Annotated in this window: 19 protein-coding genes; 9 read left to right on the top strand and 10 right to left on the bottom strand. The window is 57.9% G+C overall.

The features are described 5' to 3' along the window. Window positions 1-55 precede the first annotated feature (55 nt). From B9K09_RS06790 to B9K09_RS06780, 3 genes are read right to left on the bottom strand one after another with little or no spacing between them, the layout of a single operon-like run. Window positions 56-244 carry a DUF1289 domain-containing protein gene (locus B9K09_RS06790; protein WP_087516093.1) on the bottom strand — a complete coding sequence of 63 codons (189 nt, stop codon included), beginning with the start codon at window positions 242-244 and terminating at the stop codon, window positions 56-58. Then, window positions 244-768 (bottom strand): gamma carbonic anhydrase family protein, encoded by a 525-nt coding sequence (locus B9K09_RS06785; protein ID WP_087516092.1) that lies wholly within the window; start codon window positions 766-768, stop codon window positions 244-246. Before B9K09_RS06785 ends, B9K09_RS06790 begins: the two co-directional genes overlap by 1 nt. A 12-nt stretch (window positions 769-780) precedes the next feature. After that, a complete protein-coding gene (locus B9K09_RS06780) occupies window positions 781-1386 on the bottom strand; it encodes a CoA pyrophosphatase (RefSeq protein WP_087516091.1) in 606 nt (201 codons plus the stop codon). Between the two features lie 157 nt (window positions 1387-1543). On the opposite strand from B9K09_RS06780, the gene B9K09_RS06775 reads away from it, so the two are divergent. After that, window positions 1544-2101: an NUDIX hydrolase gene (locus tag B9K09_RS06775; protein WP_087516090.1), complete on the top strand. Its 558-nt coding sequence runs from the start codon at window positions 1544-1546 to the stop codon at window positions 2099-2101. A gap of 19 nt (window positions 2102-2120) precedes the next feature. Beyond that, a complete protein-coding gene (locus B9K09_RS06770; RefSeq protein WP_087516089.1) occupies window positions 2121-2642 on the top strand; it encodes a murein L,D-transpeptidase family protein in 522 nt (173 codons plus the stop codon). Window positions 2643-2872: 230 nt separating this feature from the next. On the opposite strand, the gene B9K09_RS06765 is transcribed toward B9K09_RS06770, so the two are convergent. The 3 genes from B9K09_RS06765 to purL form a co-directional block, all read right to left on the bottom strand. Continuing rightward, window positions 2873-3190, bottom strand: coding sequence for a YqfO family protein (locus B9K09_RS06765; protein ID WP_087516088.1), 318 nt, complete (start codon window positions 3188-3190; stop codon window positions 2873-2875). 109 nt (window positions 3191-3299) lie between these two features. Then, window positions 3300-3500 (bottom strand): CDGSH iron-sulfur domain-containing protein, encoded by a 201-nt coding sequence (locus tag B9K09_RS06760; protein ID WP_256574304.1) that lies wholly within the window; start codon window positions 3498-3500, stop codon window positions 3300-3302. 81 nt (window positions 3501-3581) lie between these two features. Beyond that, complete coding sequence (gene purL / locus B9K09_RS06755; RefSeq protein ID WP_087516086.1) at window positions 3582-7478, bottom strand: phosphoribosylformylglycinamidine synthase; 3897 nt, start codon at window positions 7476-7478, stop codon at window positions 3582-3584. Window positions 7479-7645: 167 nt separating this feature from the next. Here purL and mltF point away from each other — a divergent pair, with 167 nt between their 5' ends. Next, window positions 7646-9115 (top strand): membrane-bound lytic murein transglycosylase MltF, encoded by a 1470-nt coding sequence (gene mltF, locus B9K09_RS06750; RefSeq protein ID WP_087516085.1) that lies wholly within the window; start codon window positions 7646-7648, stop codon window positions 9113-9115. Window positions 9116-9130: 15 nt separating this feature from the next. Here the strand turns inward: mltF and tadA are convergent, their stop codons facing one another. Further along, the gene (gene tadA / locus B9K09_RS06745; protein WP_087516084.1) at window positions 9131-9619 is read right to left on the bottom strand and encodes a tRNA adenosine(34) deaminase TadA; all 489 of its coding nucleotides are present in this window, start codon (window positions 9617-9619) and stop codon (window positions 9131-9133) included. Beyond that, entirely contained in the window at window positions 9619-10986 is a 1368-nt protein-coding gene (locus tag B9K09_RS06740; RefSeq protein WP_087516083.1) for a multicopper oxidase family protein, read from the bottom strand. The genes tadA and B9K09_RS06740 overlap by 1 nt, the downstream gene beginning before the upstream one ends. Before the next feature lie 345 nt (window positions 10987-11331). Between B9K09_RS06740 and B9K09_RS06735 the strand changes: the two genes are divergently transcribed. Then, on the top strand, window positions 11332-12225 hold the full coding sequence (locus tag B9K09_RS06735) for an oxidoreductase (RefSeq protein ID WP_087516082.1): 894 nt from the start codon (window positions 11332-11334) through the stop codon (window positions 12223-12225). 53 nt (window positions 12226-12278) lie between these two features. Here B9K09_RS06735 and B9K09_RS22705 read toward each other — a convergent pair whose 3' ends face one another. Beyond that, window positions 12279-12494, bottom strand: a complete 216-nt coding sequence (locus B9K09_RS22705) for a hypothetical protein (protein ID WP_087516081.1) — start codon at window positions 12492-12494, stop codon at window positions 12279-12281. Between the two features lie 18 nt (window positions 12495-12512). Then, window positions 12513-13538, bottom strand: a complete 1026-nt coding sequence (locus tag B9K09_RS06725) for a GlxA family transcriptional regulator (protein ID WP_087516080.1) — start codon at window positions 13536-13538, stop codon at window positions 12513-12515. Between the two features lie 108 nt (window positions 13539-13646). Here B9K09_RS06725 and B9K09_RS06720 point away from each other — a divergent pair, with 108 nt between their 5' ends. From B9K09_RS06720 to B9K09_RS06700, 5 genes are read left to right on the top strand one after another with little or no spacing between them, the layout of a single operon-like run. Then, on the top strand, window positions 13647-14693 hold the full coding sequence (locus B9K09_RS06720) for an ABC transporter substrate-binding protein (protein ID WP_087516079.1): 1047 nt from the start codon (window positions 13647-13649) through the stop codon (window positions 14691-14693). A 15-nt stretch (window positions 14694-14708) separates the two neighbouring features. Then, window positions 14709-15773 (top strand): ABC transporter ATP-binding protein, encoded by a 1065-nt coding sequence (locus tag B9K09_RS06715; RefSeq protein ID WP_087516078.1) that lies wholly within the window; start codon window positions 14709-14711, stop codon window positions 15771-15773. Further along, window positions 15770-16606: an ABC transporter permease gene (locus B9K09_RS06710; RefSeq protein ID WP_087516077.1), complete on the top strand. Its 837-nt coding sequence runs from the start codon at window positions 15770-15772 to the stop codon at window positions 16604-16606. The genes B9K09_RS06715 and B9K09_RS06710 overlap by 4 nt, the downstream gene beginning before the upstream one ends. Next, on the top strand, window positions 16603-17391 hold the full coding sequence (locus B9K09_RS06705; RefSeq protein ID WP_087516076.1) for an ABC transporter permease: 789 nt from the start codon (window positions 16603-16605) through the stop codon (window positions 17389-17391). Before B9K09_RS06710 ends, B9K09_RS06705 begins: the two co-directional genes overlap by 4 nt. A gap of 35 nt (window positions 17392-17426) precedes the next feature. Then, a complete protein-coding gene (locus B9K09_RS06700; RefSeq protein ID WP_087516075.1) occupies window positions 17427-18440 on the top strand; it encodes a proline racemase family protein in 1014 nt (337 codons plus the stop codon). Window positions 18441-18955 lie beyond the last annotated feature (515 nt).

The raw sequence follows: 18955 nt of genomic DNA, 5'->3' as shown, positions 1-18955 counted from the left end.
AAACGATGTGTAATACGCGTAAAGCCAAGCTTCAAGGAGCCTTTGAAAATGCTCCCTAGAGAATAATACCTTTGCTCACGGCACGTTGATGGCACTGCACCAGCACATCACGGCGCTCTTGGTTATCCATGCGGCTCCAGCGGGTAATTTCAGCGACGTTACGCTGGCAGCCGATGCAAATATCCTCTTCATCCAGCGCACAAACGTGTACGCAGGGTGAGGCAACAGGACGCTCATCACTCATTAGCCATCTTGCTCAGTCAATTCACGGGCATAGCGCTGGGCGTTGTGGACGTAGTGCGCGGCGCTGGCCTCAAGCATTTTCTTTTGTACATCGGTCAGCTCACGCACGACCTTGCCGGGCGAACCCATGACCAACGAGCCATCAGGAATTTCCTTGCCTTCACCAATCAAGGAGTTCGCCCCAATGATGCAGTATTTACCAATTTTGGCGCCATTGAGCACCACGGCATTGATACCAATAAGGCTGTAATCGCCTACCGTGCAACCGTGCAGCATAGCGTTATGGCCAACCGTAACGCCTTTACCGAGGGTCAGCGGGAACCCCATGTCGGTATGCATGACACTGCCGTCTTGCACATTACTGTGCTCGCCAATATGGATCAGTTCGTTATCGCCGCGCAGCACAGCGTTAAACCAAACGCTTGCGCCCTGCTCCAGCTTGATCTTGCCAACCAAGGTCGCATTCGGCGCGGCCCAGCTTTCCGGGTGCGCATCGACTGCGGATTGTCCTAGTCGGTATTTCATATGGCTCATCCCTCACGTCAGGCTAATGAAGTGCTTTGGCGGCGTGTGCAAATCGATCGGTGACTCGTCGTAGAGCAGATTAATCAGCTCGACCAGCATGATCGCCGTCAGCCCCCATATTTTATATTCGCCAAAGCGATAGCTCGGCACGTACCAACTCTGGCCAAGGTAATCAATCCGGTGGGTGGTTTCGCGAGGATCCTCGCGAAAAAACTTCAGTGGCACCGAAAATACCGCCGCAATCTCGCCGTCGTTGGCCCGGTAATCAACAAAGTCCGGGACCACACCAACGAAGGGTGTGACCTGAATACCATGGCGCGAAACCAGAGTACTAAGCGGGCCAATCACTTCTACCAACCCCGGCGGCAACGCGATCTCTTCTTCTGCTTCACGCAATGCTGTTTGCACAAGATCTTGATCTTCAGGGTCACGCCGCCCGCCTGGAAACGCAACCTCACCGCCGTGCGTGGACAAACCACTGGCGCGTAGGGTGAGCACGACTTCGGGTTCATCACTACGGGTGATAGGGACCAGTACCGCCGCTTCAGGGAAGCTATCGTCTGCTTCCAGAACTAGCGGTTGGTAAGACCGTACACGTTGGAGTAGCTCATCGAGCATGGGCAATCTCAGCGTTCTTTTTCTTCCTTGGATAATGGCATGAAAGCCCGCGACACCCAAGCCTGAGACAGTGCCGAAATTGCCTTATTAGAGACGCTGAGATTGATTCAAGCGGGCGTATCAAGCCAAGATAAGCCATAAGCAACGAGGAAACGGCATGAAATTCTGCAGTCAGTGTGGCAACCCGGTAAGCCATCGAATCCCTGAGGGGGACAGCCGTTTACGCTTTGTCTGCGAACTCTGCAGCACGATTCATTACGAAAATCCGCGCATCGTTGCGGGCTGTATTCCTGTTTGGAACCAGCAAGTCCTTCTCTGCCGCCGGGCCATTGAACCGCGCCGGGGTTTCTGGACGTTACCCGCAGGCTTTATGGAGAATGGTGAAACCATTGAACAAGCCGCTATTCGCGAAACAGCCGAGGAAGCCTGCGCCCGAGTCCACGATTTAGCGCTGTATAACCTAATTGATTTACCCCACATCAATCAGGTGCATGTATTCTTTCGCGCAGAACTCACTGACATGGACTTTGCGGTGGGTGAAGAGAGTCTGGAGGTCGCCTTGTTTAATGAAGCGGACATCCCTTGGTCAGAGCTGGCTTTCCCGACCATCGGGCGTACTTTAGAATGCTACTTTGCTGATCGCATAACCGCCCGGTTTCCGGTCCGCAATGAGTCTTTAGAGGCCTTACGCGCACACTACAAAGTAGCTTTTTGATCATATGGATATCGTTCTAATGCGCTGGTTGCTGGCTTTAATCTGCTTTTCCTTTGTTGCTAATGTGTTTGCAAACACACCGGTGCCGCCACCTTTACAGAAAAGTAACCAAGCTCAGCGCATCGACAAAGTGCTGATCCTCAAGTCCGAACGCAAACTGCAACTCATCAGCAAAGGCCAGCCATTCAAAAGCTATCGTGTTTCTCTGGGTAAAAAGCCAAAGGGCCACAAACAATTTGAAGGCGACCAACGCACACCGGAAGGCATCTATTGGATTGATTGGCGCAAAACCAGCGACAACTACCAACTGTCGATGCACATCTCATACCCCAATGCCCGCGACCAAGCCACTGCTCGCAGTAAAGGTCTGTCACCGGGCGGCATGATCATGATTCATGGCACGCCAATCGATGAAGAATACCCAGAGTGGTACTTCAGCACACTCGATTGGACCAACGGCTGCATTGCCATGAAAAACACCGACATGCGCGAAATCTGGTCGCTGGTTAAAGACGGCACACTGATCGAAATTCGCCCCTGATTCGCGGCTGCATCTGTAGGGTGTGACACTCTTTAGAGTGCGACAGGGCGAAGCTTGGTTCATCAAATTCAAGCAAATTGCCCTGATATTCGCTGCCATAGACGGTGGGCAATACAGCGCTGCCCCCTACCCCAGCAACAATGTATGAGTGCGGCAAAGTGTATGAGTACAACAGTGTATGAGTGCGACAAGGCGATGCCTGTCCCGCCAAGTCTTGCCAAGCGAATCGCTTAGAACTGCAGATCAGACAGACGCCACACATCAAATGCTGGGGTTTCGTAAGGATGGCTGGCTTTGAGCGCCTTGACCGTTTCGTGAATCAGCTCATCCGCCACCACCAGCTCGACCTTCCACTCAGAGTGTCGCTCTAAAACCCCTTCGCCACCCGTATATGGCTGACTGCCCGGCAGCGGGCGAAACTGGCCCTGCCCCGGTACTTGCCAGCAGCAATTATCGTAATTGCCTATATGCCCAGCACCTGCGGCAAAAATGGCGACTTTAACGGTTTCAAGGTGACTTTCAGGCACGTAAAAGCACAATTTATACATCAAGATCTCCGCAATTCAGGCAGTCAAGTCAATAATGCCATTTTGCCATCAAAGCATCTAACTACTGGTTAAACTTATTGAACTTAAGACCTGAAAATCCGGCAATCGTTCAGCCCCAGAAGCGAAGCCAGCGCTGCTTGAACCCGGAGACGGATGAACTATGACTGCCATCACAATAGGGTGAGCGCGCAGAACGCCCACAACGGCATAGCAGCAGCCATTGCTGGCGCTGTGCATGGACAGCGAACGCTTGGGAGCAGGAGTTGGAGCAATCGGGAAGTGTGGACGAATGCCCACAACGGCACAGCACAAGAGTATCGCCAGGATTAACCTGGCGAGCCTCGGGTAATAGCTCGACAGGCTCAGTCACGAGCCTGTCGAGCGCAGGTCATTAATCGACCCAAGCGCGGGCGTTGCGGAACATGCGCAACCATGCGCCATCTTCATTCCACTCATCCGGGCACCATGAGTTCTGCACGGCGCGGAAGACCCGCTCAGGGTGCGGCATCATGATTGTCACCCGACCATCGCGACTGGTGAGGCCCGTGATACCGCGCGGCGAACCGTTCGGATTGGCCGGATAGGTTTCGGTGACCTTGCCGTGGTTATCGACAAAGCGCATCGCCACGCAACCGGACAAGTCAGCTTCAACCAGCGCGTCGTTGCTCTTAAACTCGGCATGACCCTCGCCGTGAGCGATAGCGATTGGCATGCGTGAACCCGCCATACCACGCAAGAAAATCGACTCTGACTCCTGCACCTGAACCATTGCCACACGCGCTTCGAACTGCTCGGAACGGTTACGCACAAAGTGCGGCCAGAACTCGCTGCCCGGAATCAGCTCATGTAGGTTGGAGAGCATCTGGCAACCGTTACACACGCCCAACGAGAAGCTGTCTTTACGTTCAAAGAAGCCGCTGAACGCATCACGTGCACGATTGTTAAACAGGATCGACTTAGCCCAGCCTTCCCCCGCGCCCAGTACGTCGCCGTAGGAGAAGCCGCCGCACGCGACCAAACCTTTGAAAGCCTCGAGATCAACACGACCTGCCAGAATATCGCTCATGTGTACGTCGACAGCATTGAAACCGGCGCGATCGAACGCTGCAGCCATTTCAACCTGGCCGTTGACACCTTGCTCACGCAATACGGCAATCTGTGGGCGCAGACCTTTTTTGATATACGGCGCCGCAATGTCTTCGTTGACATCAAAGCCCAGCTTGGCGCTAAGGCCCGGATTGTCTTCTTCGAGTAGCGCGTCGAACTCTTGATCAGCACACTCAGCGTTATCGCGCAGGCGTTGAATCTGGTAGCTGGTCTCAGACCACTGACGTTGCAGGATGCGCCGCTCGGCAGAGAACACCGAGACGTCTTTGTAGCTGATCTCGACATGACCGTTATTAACCGGCTTACCGATAACCGCAACACAGTCATCCAGCCCCGCAGCAGAGAACTGCGAAAGCACTTCAGCGGTGAAGTCCTGGTTAACTTGAATAACCGCGCCCAACTCTTCGTTGAACAACACACCCGCCAGCTCATTATGGCTGAGAGCCAAGGTATCGAGTTGCAGACTGAGGCCGCAGTGGCCAGCAAAAGCCATTTCCACCACGGTCGCCAACAAACCACCGTCCGAACGGTCGTGGTAAGCCAGCAAGCGGCCGTCTGCATTCAGGCCCTGAATCACGGCGAAGAATGCTTTCAGGTCTTCAGAATCATCGACATCCGGAGCCTGCTTAGCCAGCTTGCCGTATACCTGCGCCAAAATAGAGGCGCCCATACGATTCTGGCCACGGCCAAGATCGATCAAGATCAGATCGGTCTCGCCCTTGTCCATGCGCAGCTCTGGGGTCAGCGTGCGACGGATGTCTGTGACCGGCGCGAAGCCAGTCACAATCAAGGACATTGGTGACGTCACGCTCTTGTCGTCATCGCCGTCCTGCCAGCGCGTCTTCATCGACATCGAGTCTTTACCCACCGGAATGGTAATACCCAGCTCTGGGCACAACTCCATACCGACGGCTTTAACCGTGTCATAAAGGCGAGCGTCTTCACCTGGGTGGCCCGCAGCAGCCATCCAGTTTGCCGACAGTTTAATGTCGGAAATTTTGGCGATACAGGCACCCGCCATGTTGGTCAGGGTTTCACCAATTGCCATACGCCCCGAGGCCGGTGCGTTAAGCAAAGCCAACGGCGTGCGTTCACCCATGGCCATGGCTTCACCGCTGTAGGTGTCGAAGCTGGAAGCAGTTACCGCACAGTCTGCCACTGGCACCTGCCAAGGGCCGACCATTTGATCGCGCGCCACCATACCGGTAATGGTGCGGTCGCCAATGGTGATCAAGAAATTCTTGCTGGCTACAGCTGGGTGTTGCAAGACGCGGGAGACCGCTTCTTTGATATCAACGCTAGCGGGGTCGAAGTCATCGCCCAACTCTGCTTCACGGTCGGCGCTGCGGTGCATGCGCGGCGCCTTACCGAGCAACACGTTTAGCGGCATATCGACCGCATTGTTGCCAAAGTGGCTGTCCGCAACAGTCAGGTGCCGCTCTTCAGTGGCCTCACCGACCACTGCGAATGGGCAACGCTCACGCTCACAAATAGCTTTGAAACGCTCGAAATTAGCGGCATCAACCGCCATTACGTAACGTTCCTGGGATTCGTTACACCAGATTTCCAGTGGCGCCATGCCCGGTTCATCGTTAGGCACTGCACGCAGGTCAAAACGACCACCGCGCTCGCCATCGTTAACCAGTTCAGGGAAGGCATTAGACAAGCCACCCGCGCCGACGTCGTGGATAAAGCTGATCGGGTTGTTTTCGCCCAACTGCCAGCAACGGTCGATAACTTCCTGACAGCGGCGCTCCATTTCAGGGTTTTCACGCTGCACAGAAGCGAAATCAAGGTCAGCAGAGCTCGCGCCCGTTGCCATCGACGAAGCCGCACCGCCACCCAAGCCAATGAGCATGGCCGGACCGCCGAGTACGATCAGCTTGGAACCAACGGTAATCTCAGCTTTTTGTACGTGGTCTTCGCGGATGTTGCCCATACCACCGGCCAGCATGATCGGCTTGTGATAACCCCGTACTTCGTCACCGTGTGGCGTGCTGATCAACTGCTCGAAGGTACGGAAATAACCCGTCAGCGCCGGACGACCGAATTCGTTGTTAAACGCAGCGCCGCCCAGCGGGCCTTCGATCATGATGTCCAAGGCCGTGACAATGCGCTCAGGCTTACCGTAAGGCACTTCCCACGGCTGTTCGAAGCCCGGAATCTGCAGGTTCGAGACGGTAAAACCAGTCAGACCAGCTTTAGGCTTGGCACCACGACCGGTCGCGCCTTCGTCACGAATCTCACCGCCCGAACCTGTCGAGGCACCCGGAAACGGGGCAATCGCAGTTGGGTGGTTGTGTGTTTCAACCTTCATCAGGATGTGCACAGGCTCTGTAACAGCGCTGTATTCACGGGTTTCCGAGTTCGGGAAGAAACGTCCAGCTGTACTACCGACGATTACCGCAGCGTTGTCCTTATAGGCAGACAGAACGCCTTCGCTGTGCATCTGGTAGGTATTTTTGATCATGCCGAACAGCGATTTTTCTTGCGACTGGCCGTCGATGTCCCAGCTGGCATTAAAAATCTTGTGCCGACAATGCTCAGAGTTAGCCTGAGCAAACATCATCAGTTCGATGTCATGCGGGTTACGGCCCATGGTGCCGAAACTGCTGACTAAGTAGTCGATTTCATCATCAGCCAGCGCCAGGCCCAACTCGACGTTGGCTTTTTCCAGAGCAGCACGACCGCCACCGAGCACGTCAACCACGGTCAACGGCTTGGGAGTGGCGTGGCTGAACAGCGCCGCAGCGTCTTGCAGATTCTCCAGCACCAACTGAGTCATGCGGTCATGTAGCAGCACTGCCACTTGTTCACGCGCAGCCGCATCCAGCTCACCGGTAACGTAGTAGGCAATGCCACGCTCAATGCGATGAATTTTCGCCAAACCACAGTTGCGAGCGATATCACTGGCCTTACTCGACCACGGTGAAATAGTGCCAAACCGTGGAATCGTCAGAAACAAGCGACCGCTTGGCTCCTGCACGTCTACACTCGGCCCGTATTTCAACAAGCGAGCCAAGACTTGCTCTTCGTCAGTGGTCAGAACACCGACAACATCGGCGAAGTGTGCAAATTCGGCGTACAGCCCAGTAACAGCCGGTATTTTGCGGGTAAGTTGCTCGAGCAACTTGCCGTGACGAAAAGCAGAAAGAGCGGGGGCGCCGCGCAAGATCAACATCGATGACAGCCTCTGGGAAGGGGGTGTGCTTTGAGGCCGTGCATTCTAGCCTAAAGCGCTGAACACATCACCCGTTTGCCAACGCCAAAACGACAGTCTGCGCGCTAGCAGAGAAGCGAGCGCCTGTCGAGATATTGCAAGGCGAATCCTTTGCGTATACTGCATCGATGTATTCCCAATCTGCGATCCGCACGCGCTACGCCAAATGGCTGTCAGCGATCGGAATCCTTCTGCTGCTAAATGGCTGTGGTGCTGAAGAAAAAGTACCCACAACCCTTGAGCGAGTGCAGGCGGAGGGTGTACTGCGCGTGATCACCAGGAACAGCCCAGCGACCTATTTCCAGGATCGTAACGGTGAAACCGGCTTCGAGTATGAGCTGGTCAAACGTTTCGCCGCCGACCTTAAAGTCGAGCTAAAAATTGAAACAGCCGACAATTTGGACGACATATTTAACCGTTTAAACAACGCAGATGGTCCGGTATTGGCTGCCGCTGGTCTGGTCGATAGCGCCGGACGCAAACAACAGGCGCTGTTTTCCAAGCCCTACCTTGAAGTCACACCGCAAATTATTTACCGCAACGGTCAGCGTCGCCCTACTCGCCCTGAAGACTTGCTCGGCAAACGCATCGTAGTGCTAAAAGGCAGCAGCCACGCCGAACAACTGGCCGAGCTAAAAGTACAGATACCAACACTTGAGTACGAAGAGTCGTCCGAGGTGGAAATCGTCGACTTGCTGCGCATGGTAGATGAAGGCCAGATAGACCTGACGCTGGTCGACTCCAATGAGTTGGCAATGAATCAGGTGTACTTCCCCAATGTACGCGTGGCATTCGACCTCGGGGACTCGCTCAATCTGGCCTGGGCGGTAAAACCGGGCGAAGACCATAGCCTGCTTGATGAGGTCAACATCTTCATTGCCCGCGCCAAAGAAAACGGTAGCCTCAAACGTTTGACCGACCGCTATTACGGTCACGTTGATGTACTCGGCTATGTGGGCGCTTACACCTTCGCGCAACACCTGCAAAAACGCCTACCGCGCTACGAGCAGTTTTTCCGCCAGGCTGGGCGCCGCAACAATATAGACTGGCGACTACTCGCCGCCATGGGTTATCAGGAATCGCTTTGGCAACCCACCGCCACCTCGAAAACCGGCGTACGCGGGCTGATGATGCTGACATTGCGTACCGCGCAGGCAATGGGCGTATCCAATCGACTCGACCCTAAACAAAGCATTGATGGCGGTGCCAAATACATTGTTCACGTTAAAGAGTTGCTGCCAGACAGCATACTTGAGCCGGACCGGACCTGGTTCGCCCTCGCCGCTTATAACGTTGGCGGCGGACACTTGGAAGATGCACGCAAGCTGACCGAGGCTGAAGGCCTTAACCCAAATAAATGGCTCGACGTGCAGTCAATACTGCCGCGGCTAGCGCAAAAGAAGTGGTACAGCAAAACCCGCTATGGCTATGCCCGAGGCGGTGAGCCGGTGCATTTTGTGCGTAACATCCGCCGTTACTACGACATCCTCACCTGGGTGACGCAGCCTCAACTTGAGAGCAACCAGGTCGTCGAAAGCGGCATGCACTTGCCGGGCGTCACTAAAGAAACCCTAGACGCTGAATCGCCCCCGCTTTAAACGCCTGCTAACAGCCTAACGCGCAGAACTGGCGCGGCGCGCTTTGAAAAACGCGCTCAGCACTTCACTGCATTCTTGCGCCAAGACCCCGCCCTCAATCATCACCCGATGATTGAGAAACGCCTGACTGAAAAACTCACCACGACTCAAGGCGACACCGGCCTTAGGCTCTGTCGCGCCAAACACCACGCGCTCGACTCGCGCATGGACGATCAGCCCCGCACACATGCTGCAGGGTTCCAAGGTGACGTACAGCGTACTGCCCGGCAGGCGGTAATTATCCAACTGAACGGCAGCATCACGAATCGCCACCATCTCGGCATGGGCGCTTGGATCATGGGTTGAAATCGGGCAATTAAAGCCGCGCCCGAGGATCTTGCCGTCCTGCACCAACACTGCACCCACCGGAACTTCACCCAGCGCAGCACCCTGCTCGGCCAGCAGCAGCGCCTCACGCATAAAGTGTTGATCCTGACTGCGATCAATGATTTTCGGTTGACGCATCAAACCACCGCAATGGCGGCCATAAGGCCGGTTTCCATGTGATCAATCACATGGCAATGGAACATCCATACACCTGGATTATCGGCAACGAGGGCAATTTTTGCCGTCTCATTCTTACCCAGCAGATAAGTGTCGGTGAAGTACGGGATAATCTTTTTCCGATTCGAGCTGATGACTTTAAAAGTCATGCCATGCAAGTGGATCGGGTGCAGATACTGCGCCATATTGCGCAGCTCAAAAATATAGTGGTTATTCAGCTTAAGCGTAGCAATTGGCCGATCAGCGCAGGTTTTATCGTTGATATCCCAGGCTTGACCGTTAATCTGCCAGTACTTGGCAGGCCCGGCTTGATTCGGGTCCGCCAGCGACGCCGCCCACTCAAAGTTGAATTTAATGGTCTCGGCATTTGCCAAATCAGGCTCGGCAACTGGGTTAGCTGGCAATGGCGCAGGCCAATCAGCCACAGGCTCGCTTGAGGCAACACTCTTAATCGTTGCCAAACGCACAGAACCATCACGCAGTGATAACTCTGTTCCGGCCTCAGGAACGCGCAGCGCCAGATCAAGACGCATACCGGCGCCCAACCAATATTCTTTACCCAACTCACGCGGCTCAATCGGGTTACCGTCGAGCGCATACATACGCGCCTCAGCGTTCGGCAAATTCAGTCGGTAGGTAATCGTACTGTCGAGATTGATCAGACGCAGCCTTACCACCTGTCCCGCTGGTAACTCCAGCGTCGGCACATGCACTGCATTGATGGTAGACAACCGCCCGCGCGTCCCCTCACGCGCAGCCTGGCGCGGAATGCTGAACTCAGTGAACTGGCCTTGCTCATCAACATGCCAGCTTTTCAGGCTCAGCGTTCGCTCATGCTTGAATTCGCTGGGTTCACGTTCCTCGATGATCAATGGCCCAACCAGGCCACGACCCAATTGCTCAGAGCTGGAGAGGTGCGGGTGATACCAGTAGCTGCCGGCATCCGGTGGCACAAATTTATAGTCGAAGTATTCGCCAGGCAGCACCGGCATTTGTGAAACGTAAGGCACACCGTCCATATCCAGTGGCAAGCGAATGCCATGCCAATGAATGGTGGTCTGCTGGGGCAGCTTATTGATAAAGCGCACGCGCAACAGGTCGCCCTGACGGCAACGGATTTCCTGGCCAGGCGCCATGCCGCCGTACCCCCACGCAGTGGTTACGTGGCCGGGCACCAGCTCTAAATCAACTGGCGCGGCGATTAACTCATAGTCATGGGTTTTCTGATCAAACGGACGGCCCAACCAATAGCGAGCGCCACCGGCACCAATGCCAATAACACTCAAGCCCGCAAGACCTGCGAGCACTTGTCTACGCGTGAACGACATACAAATGGGCTCCTAATAGCCAATCATTTCGAGCCCATCAGGCAACGGTTTACAGCGTTTCCTCTCTGGAAAACGTCTTCTATTTTAAGGGTTACAACAAACTGCTGTGTTGCCACAAATCACTTCAGTCGGCGATCCGCTGATTTTATCACGGCCCAGGCCGCAAGACCGAGTGAACAAACACCACATCCGAAAACCGAGCGTTTACGCGACTGACATCCATAAATGCATGCCGCACTTAGACACGTCGCGCGAGCACACGCCACAGCTTAATACTTGATCTAGACGGGCCGGGGCTGCATGGTTGTCAGAGCAGATAATGACGATCAAAACAGGATAATAACCATGATGCCTGACAATCCAACCATCGCCCTCATTGGCCCCGGAGCAATCGGCACGACCATCGCGGCGGCGCTGCATGAGGTCGGGCGCACGCCGACGGTTTGTGGTCGCACAGCGTACGAGCAGTTGGAACTTCGCTACAAGGGCGGCAATATTGTGGTGCCGGGGCCCGTGCTGACTGACCCGACAGAGACCCAAAACACCTTCGACCTGGTATTCGTCGCGGTCAAGTCAACCCAGATTGAAGCAATAGCACCTTGGCTTTCTGCACTGTGCAGCGCGAAAACCGTGGTCTGCGTACTGCAAAACGGCGTTGAACAAAAAGCCCTGATCGAGCCGTATTTGTCAGGCTGCCCCGTATTGCCAGCAGTCGTTTGGTTTCCTGCTCAGCGCGAACCGGACGCCTCGGTATGGCTGCGCGCCAAAGCCCGGCTCACCTTGCCGGACACTCAAGCGACCGAGCTCGTGGTTAAAGCGTTGAGAGGCACTTTGTGTTCTGTCGAGGTGTCATCGGACTTCACCTCCATCGCATGGCGCAAGCTTCTACAAAACGCGGCGGCTGGCTTGATGGTTTTGACTGGCCGACGTGCAGGTATGTTCGCCCGAGCCGACATCACCGAACTGGCTCTGGCCTATCTGCGCGAATGCCTTGAAGTGGCTCGCGCGGAAGGCGCAGTACTAAGCGACGACGTGCCGCAAGATATCATCGACGTATTTCGTCGCTACCCGGCAGACCAAGGCACCTCGATCCTCGTCGACCGACTCGCGGGCCAACCGCTGGAATGGGACTGCCGCAATGGAGTCATCCAACGCTGCGCTCAAACTCGCGGTATTCCTACGCCTATCGGCGATCTGATCGTGCCTCTGCTGGCAGCTGCCAGCGATGGGCCCGGTTAAAGCGCATCTCACGATCAACCTGAACATCGCAGACAAGCAGCAACGCGCTCGCTCTATCCTGGCAACGCCGTCAGAAAACGCCTCTGCTCTGCGTGCTTGCCAGGATTCTCGTCTCGCAACTTGCTAAGGTTGATCAGCTTCCATTGCACGGCAGGCAGGTCGGCAGCCTGTGGCGGAACTGCAGCGCCCATGTGGCGAGCGGGACGGGCTTGCCCCCCTTGAGCACCGTCCATGGATAGCTGGTCGATTGCCAGCGAACCAAGCAACACACCCGACGCCCCGAGGGGTTATCGTCCCTGCCGCTGGAACTGGCGAGGGGACATGCCGAAGCGCCCACGGAACTCGCGGGAGAAATGCGCGCAATCGGAAAAGCCGCAATCCATGGCGATCTGGGTGATGCTGCTGTGGCTGTTCACCAGCAGCCAACTACCGTACTCGATACGCAGCGAGCGCTGGAACTCCATAGGCGATATGCCGAGCGCATGCTGGAACGCCCGCGTCAGCTGCCGCCGCCCAAGCCCCACGTAGCGGGCAATGGCATCCAGGGTGGGCAGGCTGTCCATGCGCTGCTCGATGTAGTGCGCGGCCTGGCGCACCCGCTCATCCTTGATGCCAGCCAGATCTGCATAGAAGTGGGCCTGGGGCTGTCGGCCCTGGCGAATACCCTGCAGCATCATGTGCCGCACGGTTTGCAGGGCCTTTTCCCGACCGCAATGCCGGGCCACCAAGTACAAGCCCAGATCGATCGCCGCCGTGGAGCCGGCGCAGGTGATCAGGTCGCCCTCGTCGATGAACAGGTGATCCACCGCTGCACGGGTCTTTGGAAAGCGTGCGCGAAAGTCGTCCAGCACGTTCCAGTGCACGCACACCGAACGGCTGCCGACCACGCCCGCCTGGGCCAAGGCGAAAGTCCCGGTGCAAATGCCCAGCAGCCGCGCACGGCTGTCGGCGGCACGGCGCACCCAGTCGAGCAGACTCTTGGGCAGGTGGGTATTGGGATAGTCGTTGCCGCCACAGATGGCCACGTAGTCGAACTCACCTGGGTCCTCCGCCAGAGCGCTGGCGACCTCGAGGACGATCCCCGCGCTGGAGGTTCGCGGCCGCCCGTCGACGCTCATCACCCGCCAGGCGGTATGGATCTGCCGACTGCCGCCGCCCAGATCGGCGGACAGGCGCAGAACATCCACGAAACAGGAAAACGCGGCCAGGGTGAATTGATCCAGCAGAACCAGGCCCACCGAAAGTTGAGCGCGGCCACCCGCGCCTTGAGCGGACTCAGGAGACGGGTTGTCGATCGGGGTCATGTTCAACATGACCCAACTATTCAACTAAAAGACCCCACAATGCAAGCCCCGTAGCGGCGTGACGAGCAAGATGTAGACAAGGGGAAATAACAACATCACTCCCCTGGAGGACATGACATGAGACTGAAGACTCGTAACGAAATCACAGTCGCGCTCTTGCTCGCGGGCTGCATCTCCTCACCAGGCGCCATGGCCCAACAGAAACTAACCGTTGCGTTGTACGGCGGCAATTGGGGCGAAGCCTTCCTCAGCTGCGTCGCCGAGCCCTTCACCCGCGAGACCGGGATTGCAGTAGCCGCGGAAATCGGCACCTCGACCACCACCCTGGCGAAACTCCAGCAACAGAAAGACAGCCCGACCATCGACGTGGCCTGGATGGATGGCGGCATCAGTGAACTCGCCTACGCAGCAGGCGTACTAGCCGACCTCGACCCGACAGCCATTCCCAACCTGCGCAACGTGCTGGATCAAGCCGTCTACTCCAGCGACGGTCACACCTTTGCCGTCAGCTCAGGCTTCTACTCACTTGGCCTGACCTACAACACCAAGGAAGTACCCCAGGCACCCACCAGTTGGAAAGATCTGTGGAAACCGGAATTCGCCGGAGCCATCGCCCTGCCGTCGCCCGCCAACTCGTCCGGCGTGCCATTCGTGTTCTTCCTGGCGGACGTCTGGGACGTGGACCCGGCCGATCTCGCGCCGCTCTACAGCAAGCTTGGAGCGCTGGACACGGCGCTGTTCTTTGACAGCTCGGGCGCCGCGACCAACGCCTTCCAGAGTGGCGAAGCAATCATCGGTGCCCACTTCAACGTCGGCGCCTGGGACCTGATCGACAAGGGCGTCCCCATCGGCTTCACCATCCCTGAGGAAGGCGTCTGGGCCACCGACGCGCGCCTACATCTGATCAAGGGCGCGCGCAACAACAAGGCAGCAGAGCAGTTCATCAATACCGCACTGACCCAGGAAGCTTCCTCTTGCCTTGCCAGCAAACTCTACCTGGGCCCCGCGGTCAAGGGCGTGACCGTGTCCGCAGACGTGGCCCGCAAGCTGCCATGGGGCGTGAATGGTTCCATCGACAACCTGCGACTGTTCGATTGGGGCCAGATCAACGCGCGCCGCGCGGATGTCACCGATGACTGGAACCGCAAAGTCATCGGCAACTAGCTCAAGAGGTCTGCAATGTCAGTTTTGTTGAGCATAGAAAGCGTCTGCAAAAGCTTTGGGGCCTTCCAGGTATTGGACGATATTCATCTGGACATCGAGCAGGGCGAGTTCATCGTCCTGCTCGGCCCCAGCGGCTGCGGCAAGACCACCCTGCTGCGCTCGATCGCCGGCTTCCTGCAGCCGGACTCCGGCAGCATCGTGATCGAGGGGCAGGATGTCAGCCGCCTGCCACCCTATCGCCGCCCGCTGAATACGGTCTTCCAGAACTACGCGCTGTTTCCCCACATGAGCGTACTGGAAAACGTCGCCTACGGTCCAAGACGCCAGGGCATCAAGCGCTCGGAAGCGCGCGAACTCGCTCGCCAGGCACTTGCATTGGTCGGCCTGGAAGCACTGGAAGAGCGTTTTCCCCGGGGGATGTCTGGTGGGCAGCAGCAACGCGTGGCACTGGCCCGCGCTATCGTCAATCGGCCAAAGCTGCTGTTGCTCGACGAACCGCTCTCGGCGCTGGACATGAAACTGCGCAAGCGCATGCAGTTGGAGCTGAAGCACCTCCAGGCCAAGCTCGGCATCGCCTTCATTTTCGTCACTCATGATCAGGAAGAAGCGATGACCATCGCCGACCGCATCGTGGTGATGAACGCCGGGCGCCTCGAGCAGGTCGGCTCAAGCAGCGCGATCTACAGCGCACCAGCCTCGCGCTTCGTCGCGGACTTCATCGGCGAGGCCAACCTTATCGACTATAGAGCCGCCGGTGCCGGTGAAATCCGCCTGACGGTCGGGGACCAGCCGCTTTCCTGCGGAGGCCGGGATATCCCGCCACAGGGCGTGGCCATCCTGCGGCCCGAGCACCTGCAGGTGCTGGATACGGCCAACCCGGAGAGCGCCTGCTGCAAGCTGGCCGGAACGGTGACGGATATCGTCACCGTCGGCAGCCATACCCTGATTCATACCTTGGTCAACGGGCAGGCGATCGTCGCCCGGACTATGGGCTTTCCACGCGCCGATCTGGTTGTTGGTGGCGCCGTGCACCTGGCTTTCAACCCAGCCCACCTGCATCTGGTGGGGGAGCCGGTATGAAACGACCGGCCCCGATCCTGATGCTCTCCGCGGCACTGGCGTTTTTCACCGCGTTCTTTCTCGCGCCGTTCGCCGTGGTGATCTTCGCCAGCCTGACCACGGCGACCGACCAGGCCTTTACCCTCGAGCACTATGTCCGGGTGCTGGCCGATCAGTACCACTGGGATGTCATTTTGGTGACCTTTCGCATCGCCGCGCTGACCACCCTAGTCTCTCTGTTGCTCGGCTACCCGCTCGCCTGGTACCTGGTGCGCGTGGTCAAGTGGCGCGCCTGGCGCCGCGCCTGCGTGATCCTGCTGGTAGTGCCGATGTTCACCAGCAATATCGTCCGCTCGTTCGGCTGGATGGTGCTGCTGGGGCGTAACGGCCTGGTCAACCAGAGCCTGCTGGAAACGGGCCTGGTGGACACGCCGGTGCGCTTCCTGGGCACCGAGCTCGGCATCCTCATCGGCATGGTCTACATCCTCCTGCCATTCACCGTGCTCGCCGCAGGCAATGCCTTGGCGCAGGTCGACCCGGGCTACGAACAAGCCTCCGAGGATCTCGGCGCCAGCCCACGGGCCACCTTTTTCCACGTCGTTCTGCCGCTGACCATGCCGGGGGTCATTTCCGGCTCGATCATGGTGTTCACTCTGGCGGCCAGCGCCTACGTGACCCCGGCGCTGTTGTCGGGCGGACGCATTTCGGTGCTCTCGATGCTGATCTTCCAGCAGTACAGTTCGGTCTTCGACTTCAACTACGGCGGCGCGCTGAGCGTCGTGCTGCTGGTCTTCACCCTGGTAATGATCGGACTCGCCGGGCGTGCCGGCAGTGTCCGCGGGAGCGGCCAATGATCACTCGCCTGCTGATTCGACTGATTTCCTGGGCCGTTCTCGGTTACATGCTGCTGCCGCTGGTGGTGATTCTCGGCGCGTCTGTCACCGCCTCGTCGTTTCTCGCCTTCCCACCCCAGGGCTGGACCCTGGACTGGTATCGGCAAATGCTCGGCGACCCGAGCTACGTCGCCTCCTTTGCCACCAGCACCGTGCTCGCCCTGGCGGCGACAGTCGTCGCGGTGCTGCTCAGCGTGCCTGCCGCGCTGGCGGTGGCGCGCTACGAGTTCGCCGGCAAAGGCACGATCGTCGCCGCCCTGACCTCGCCGCTGGTGTTTCCGCACATCGTGCTGGGTGCGGCGCTGCTGCAATTCGGTGGTTACTTCGGCCTGACCCGCAGCTTTCTCGCGCTATTGATCGGCCACACCATCATCGTTTCGCCCTTCGTTCTGCGCTCGGTGCTGTCCATGCTGACCCCTGAACAACGCGCCCTGGAAGAAGCCTCCAGCGACCTGGGCGCCCCCCCGTGGGCAACCTTCTGGCTGGTGGTCCTGCCGCAGATTCGGCCGGGGCTCGTCACCGGGTCGATCTTTGCCTTCATCGCGTCGTGGATCAACGTGGAATTGTCGATCTTCAACACCACCCCGGACCTCAACACCATCCCGGTCAAGCTCTTCAACTATGTGCAATACACCGTCGACCCGACGATCGCGGCCGCTTCCGGCGCCACCATTCTGGTTGTCGTGGTGGCCGTCATCGCCCTCGATCTGTGCATCGGTCTCGACCTTTTGTCAGAACGCAAATAACCCCCTCAAACATCCCGCAAGCCAGGAGTTCAGTCATGCGCATGCAAGACACGTTCGATGTCATCTATACCCATACCGAAGGCGAACCCCTGTGCATCGTGCACAGCGGCATTCCCTACCCGGCCGGCTCCAGCATCCTGGAGAAACGGGCCTTTCTCGAGCAGAATTACGACTGGCTGCGCAAGGCGCTGATGCAGGAGCCGCGCGGCCACAAGGACATGTTCGGGGTCTTCCTCACCCCGCCGTCCAGTCGTGAGTTCGACGCCGGCCTGATCTACATGGACGGCAGCGTGTATTCGCACATGTGCGGCCACGGCACCATCGCAGTGAGCATGGCGATGGTCGCCCTGGGCCTAGTGCCACGCGGCGCCGATGGCATCACCAAAATCCGCTTCGAAACCACCGCGGGCCTGGTCGTGGCCGAAGTGGCCTCGGAAGGCGATAAAGTGCTCTGGACCCGCTTCGAGAACGTGCCGGCCTATGTCGCCGCGCAAGACATCCCGGTGCATCTGCCCGGCTATGGCGAGCTGAAGGCCGACCTGGTCTGGGGCGGCAACTACTTCGGCATCATCGACCTGAGCGACTGCGCGCTGCGCATCAGTCCGGAGAATGGCAGCGAACTATCGCGCCTCGGCCTGCTGGCCCGTGAGCAGATCCAGAAACAGCTGAAGATCCAGCACCCGACCGAGGCTCACATCAACGACCTCAACTTCATCACCTTCTGGCACCCGGCGACCATCGAGGGCGCGTTCTACAAGAACGTCCACGTCTTCAGCGCCGGCCAACTCGACCGCTCCCCCGGCGGCACCGGTACCAGCGCCATGATGGCTATGTTCGAGGCGCGGGGCAGACTCGGCCTGAACCAGCCGATCCTATCCGAGGGCCTGCTTGGCAGCGGTACCTTCGAAGGCTGCCTGCTCGGCGAGGTCGACCTCAACGGCACGCGCGCCTTGCGCCCAACCGTCAAGGGCACCGCCAGCATCCTCGGCACCTCGCGCTGGGTGATCGAGCGCAACGACCCGATAGGCGCTGGTTTCGTGGTCAACTGACCTCCCCCCAAAAGGGACTGGTAGGTGTCGGCAGCTCGCTTCCGTTCTGGCATCGCCCATACCGAACCCAAAGGCTCGTCCATGCGGTGCAATGCCGTTCACTTAAGCCAAGTGAACGGCATTTTTGGTAGCTCGTATGCCATCCGGGGTTATTCACCGCTGACAAAACCACTCCCGGGTTGCCGGGCCAGCGCGGCGACGACATCCTCGACCTGCAGCCGACCTTCACCGACAACCGCAAAATCGGCCTGCGCCTGAACTCTGGCCTAGCAGGTCGTCCTAAAACCGGTCATCCACATTCGGCGTCGTGCCGTAGTAAGCATGGGTTTCCTTACTCCAGGTCGGAGTCCTGCATATCAGGCCACTTGTCCTTGTCGAATCCAGGCGCATCGGCGAAGCCCTCGCCGTACAGAAGCAGATTCCCGCAGGCGCGCACGCCATTCGCATTCTTTACAGCTCCACTGACAAGCGCTGGAACTCTGGATTGCTTGCGGTCAGCTCTACCGCCAACTTAT

The sequence above is a fragment of the Pseudomonas sp. M30-35 genome (genome assembly GCF_002163625.1).
Classification (GTDB): Bacteria; Pseudomonadota; Gammaproteobacteria; order Pseudomonadales; family Pseudomonadaceae; genus Aquipseudomonas.
The sequence above is the reverse complement of the archived record's forward strand: the minus strand, read 5'-3'. Positions and strand labels throughout refer to the sequence as shown.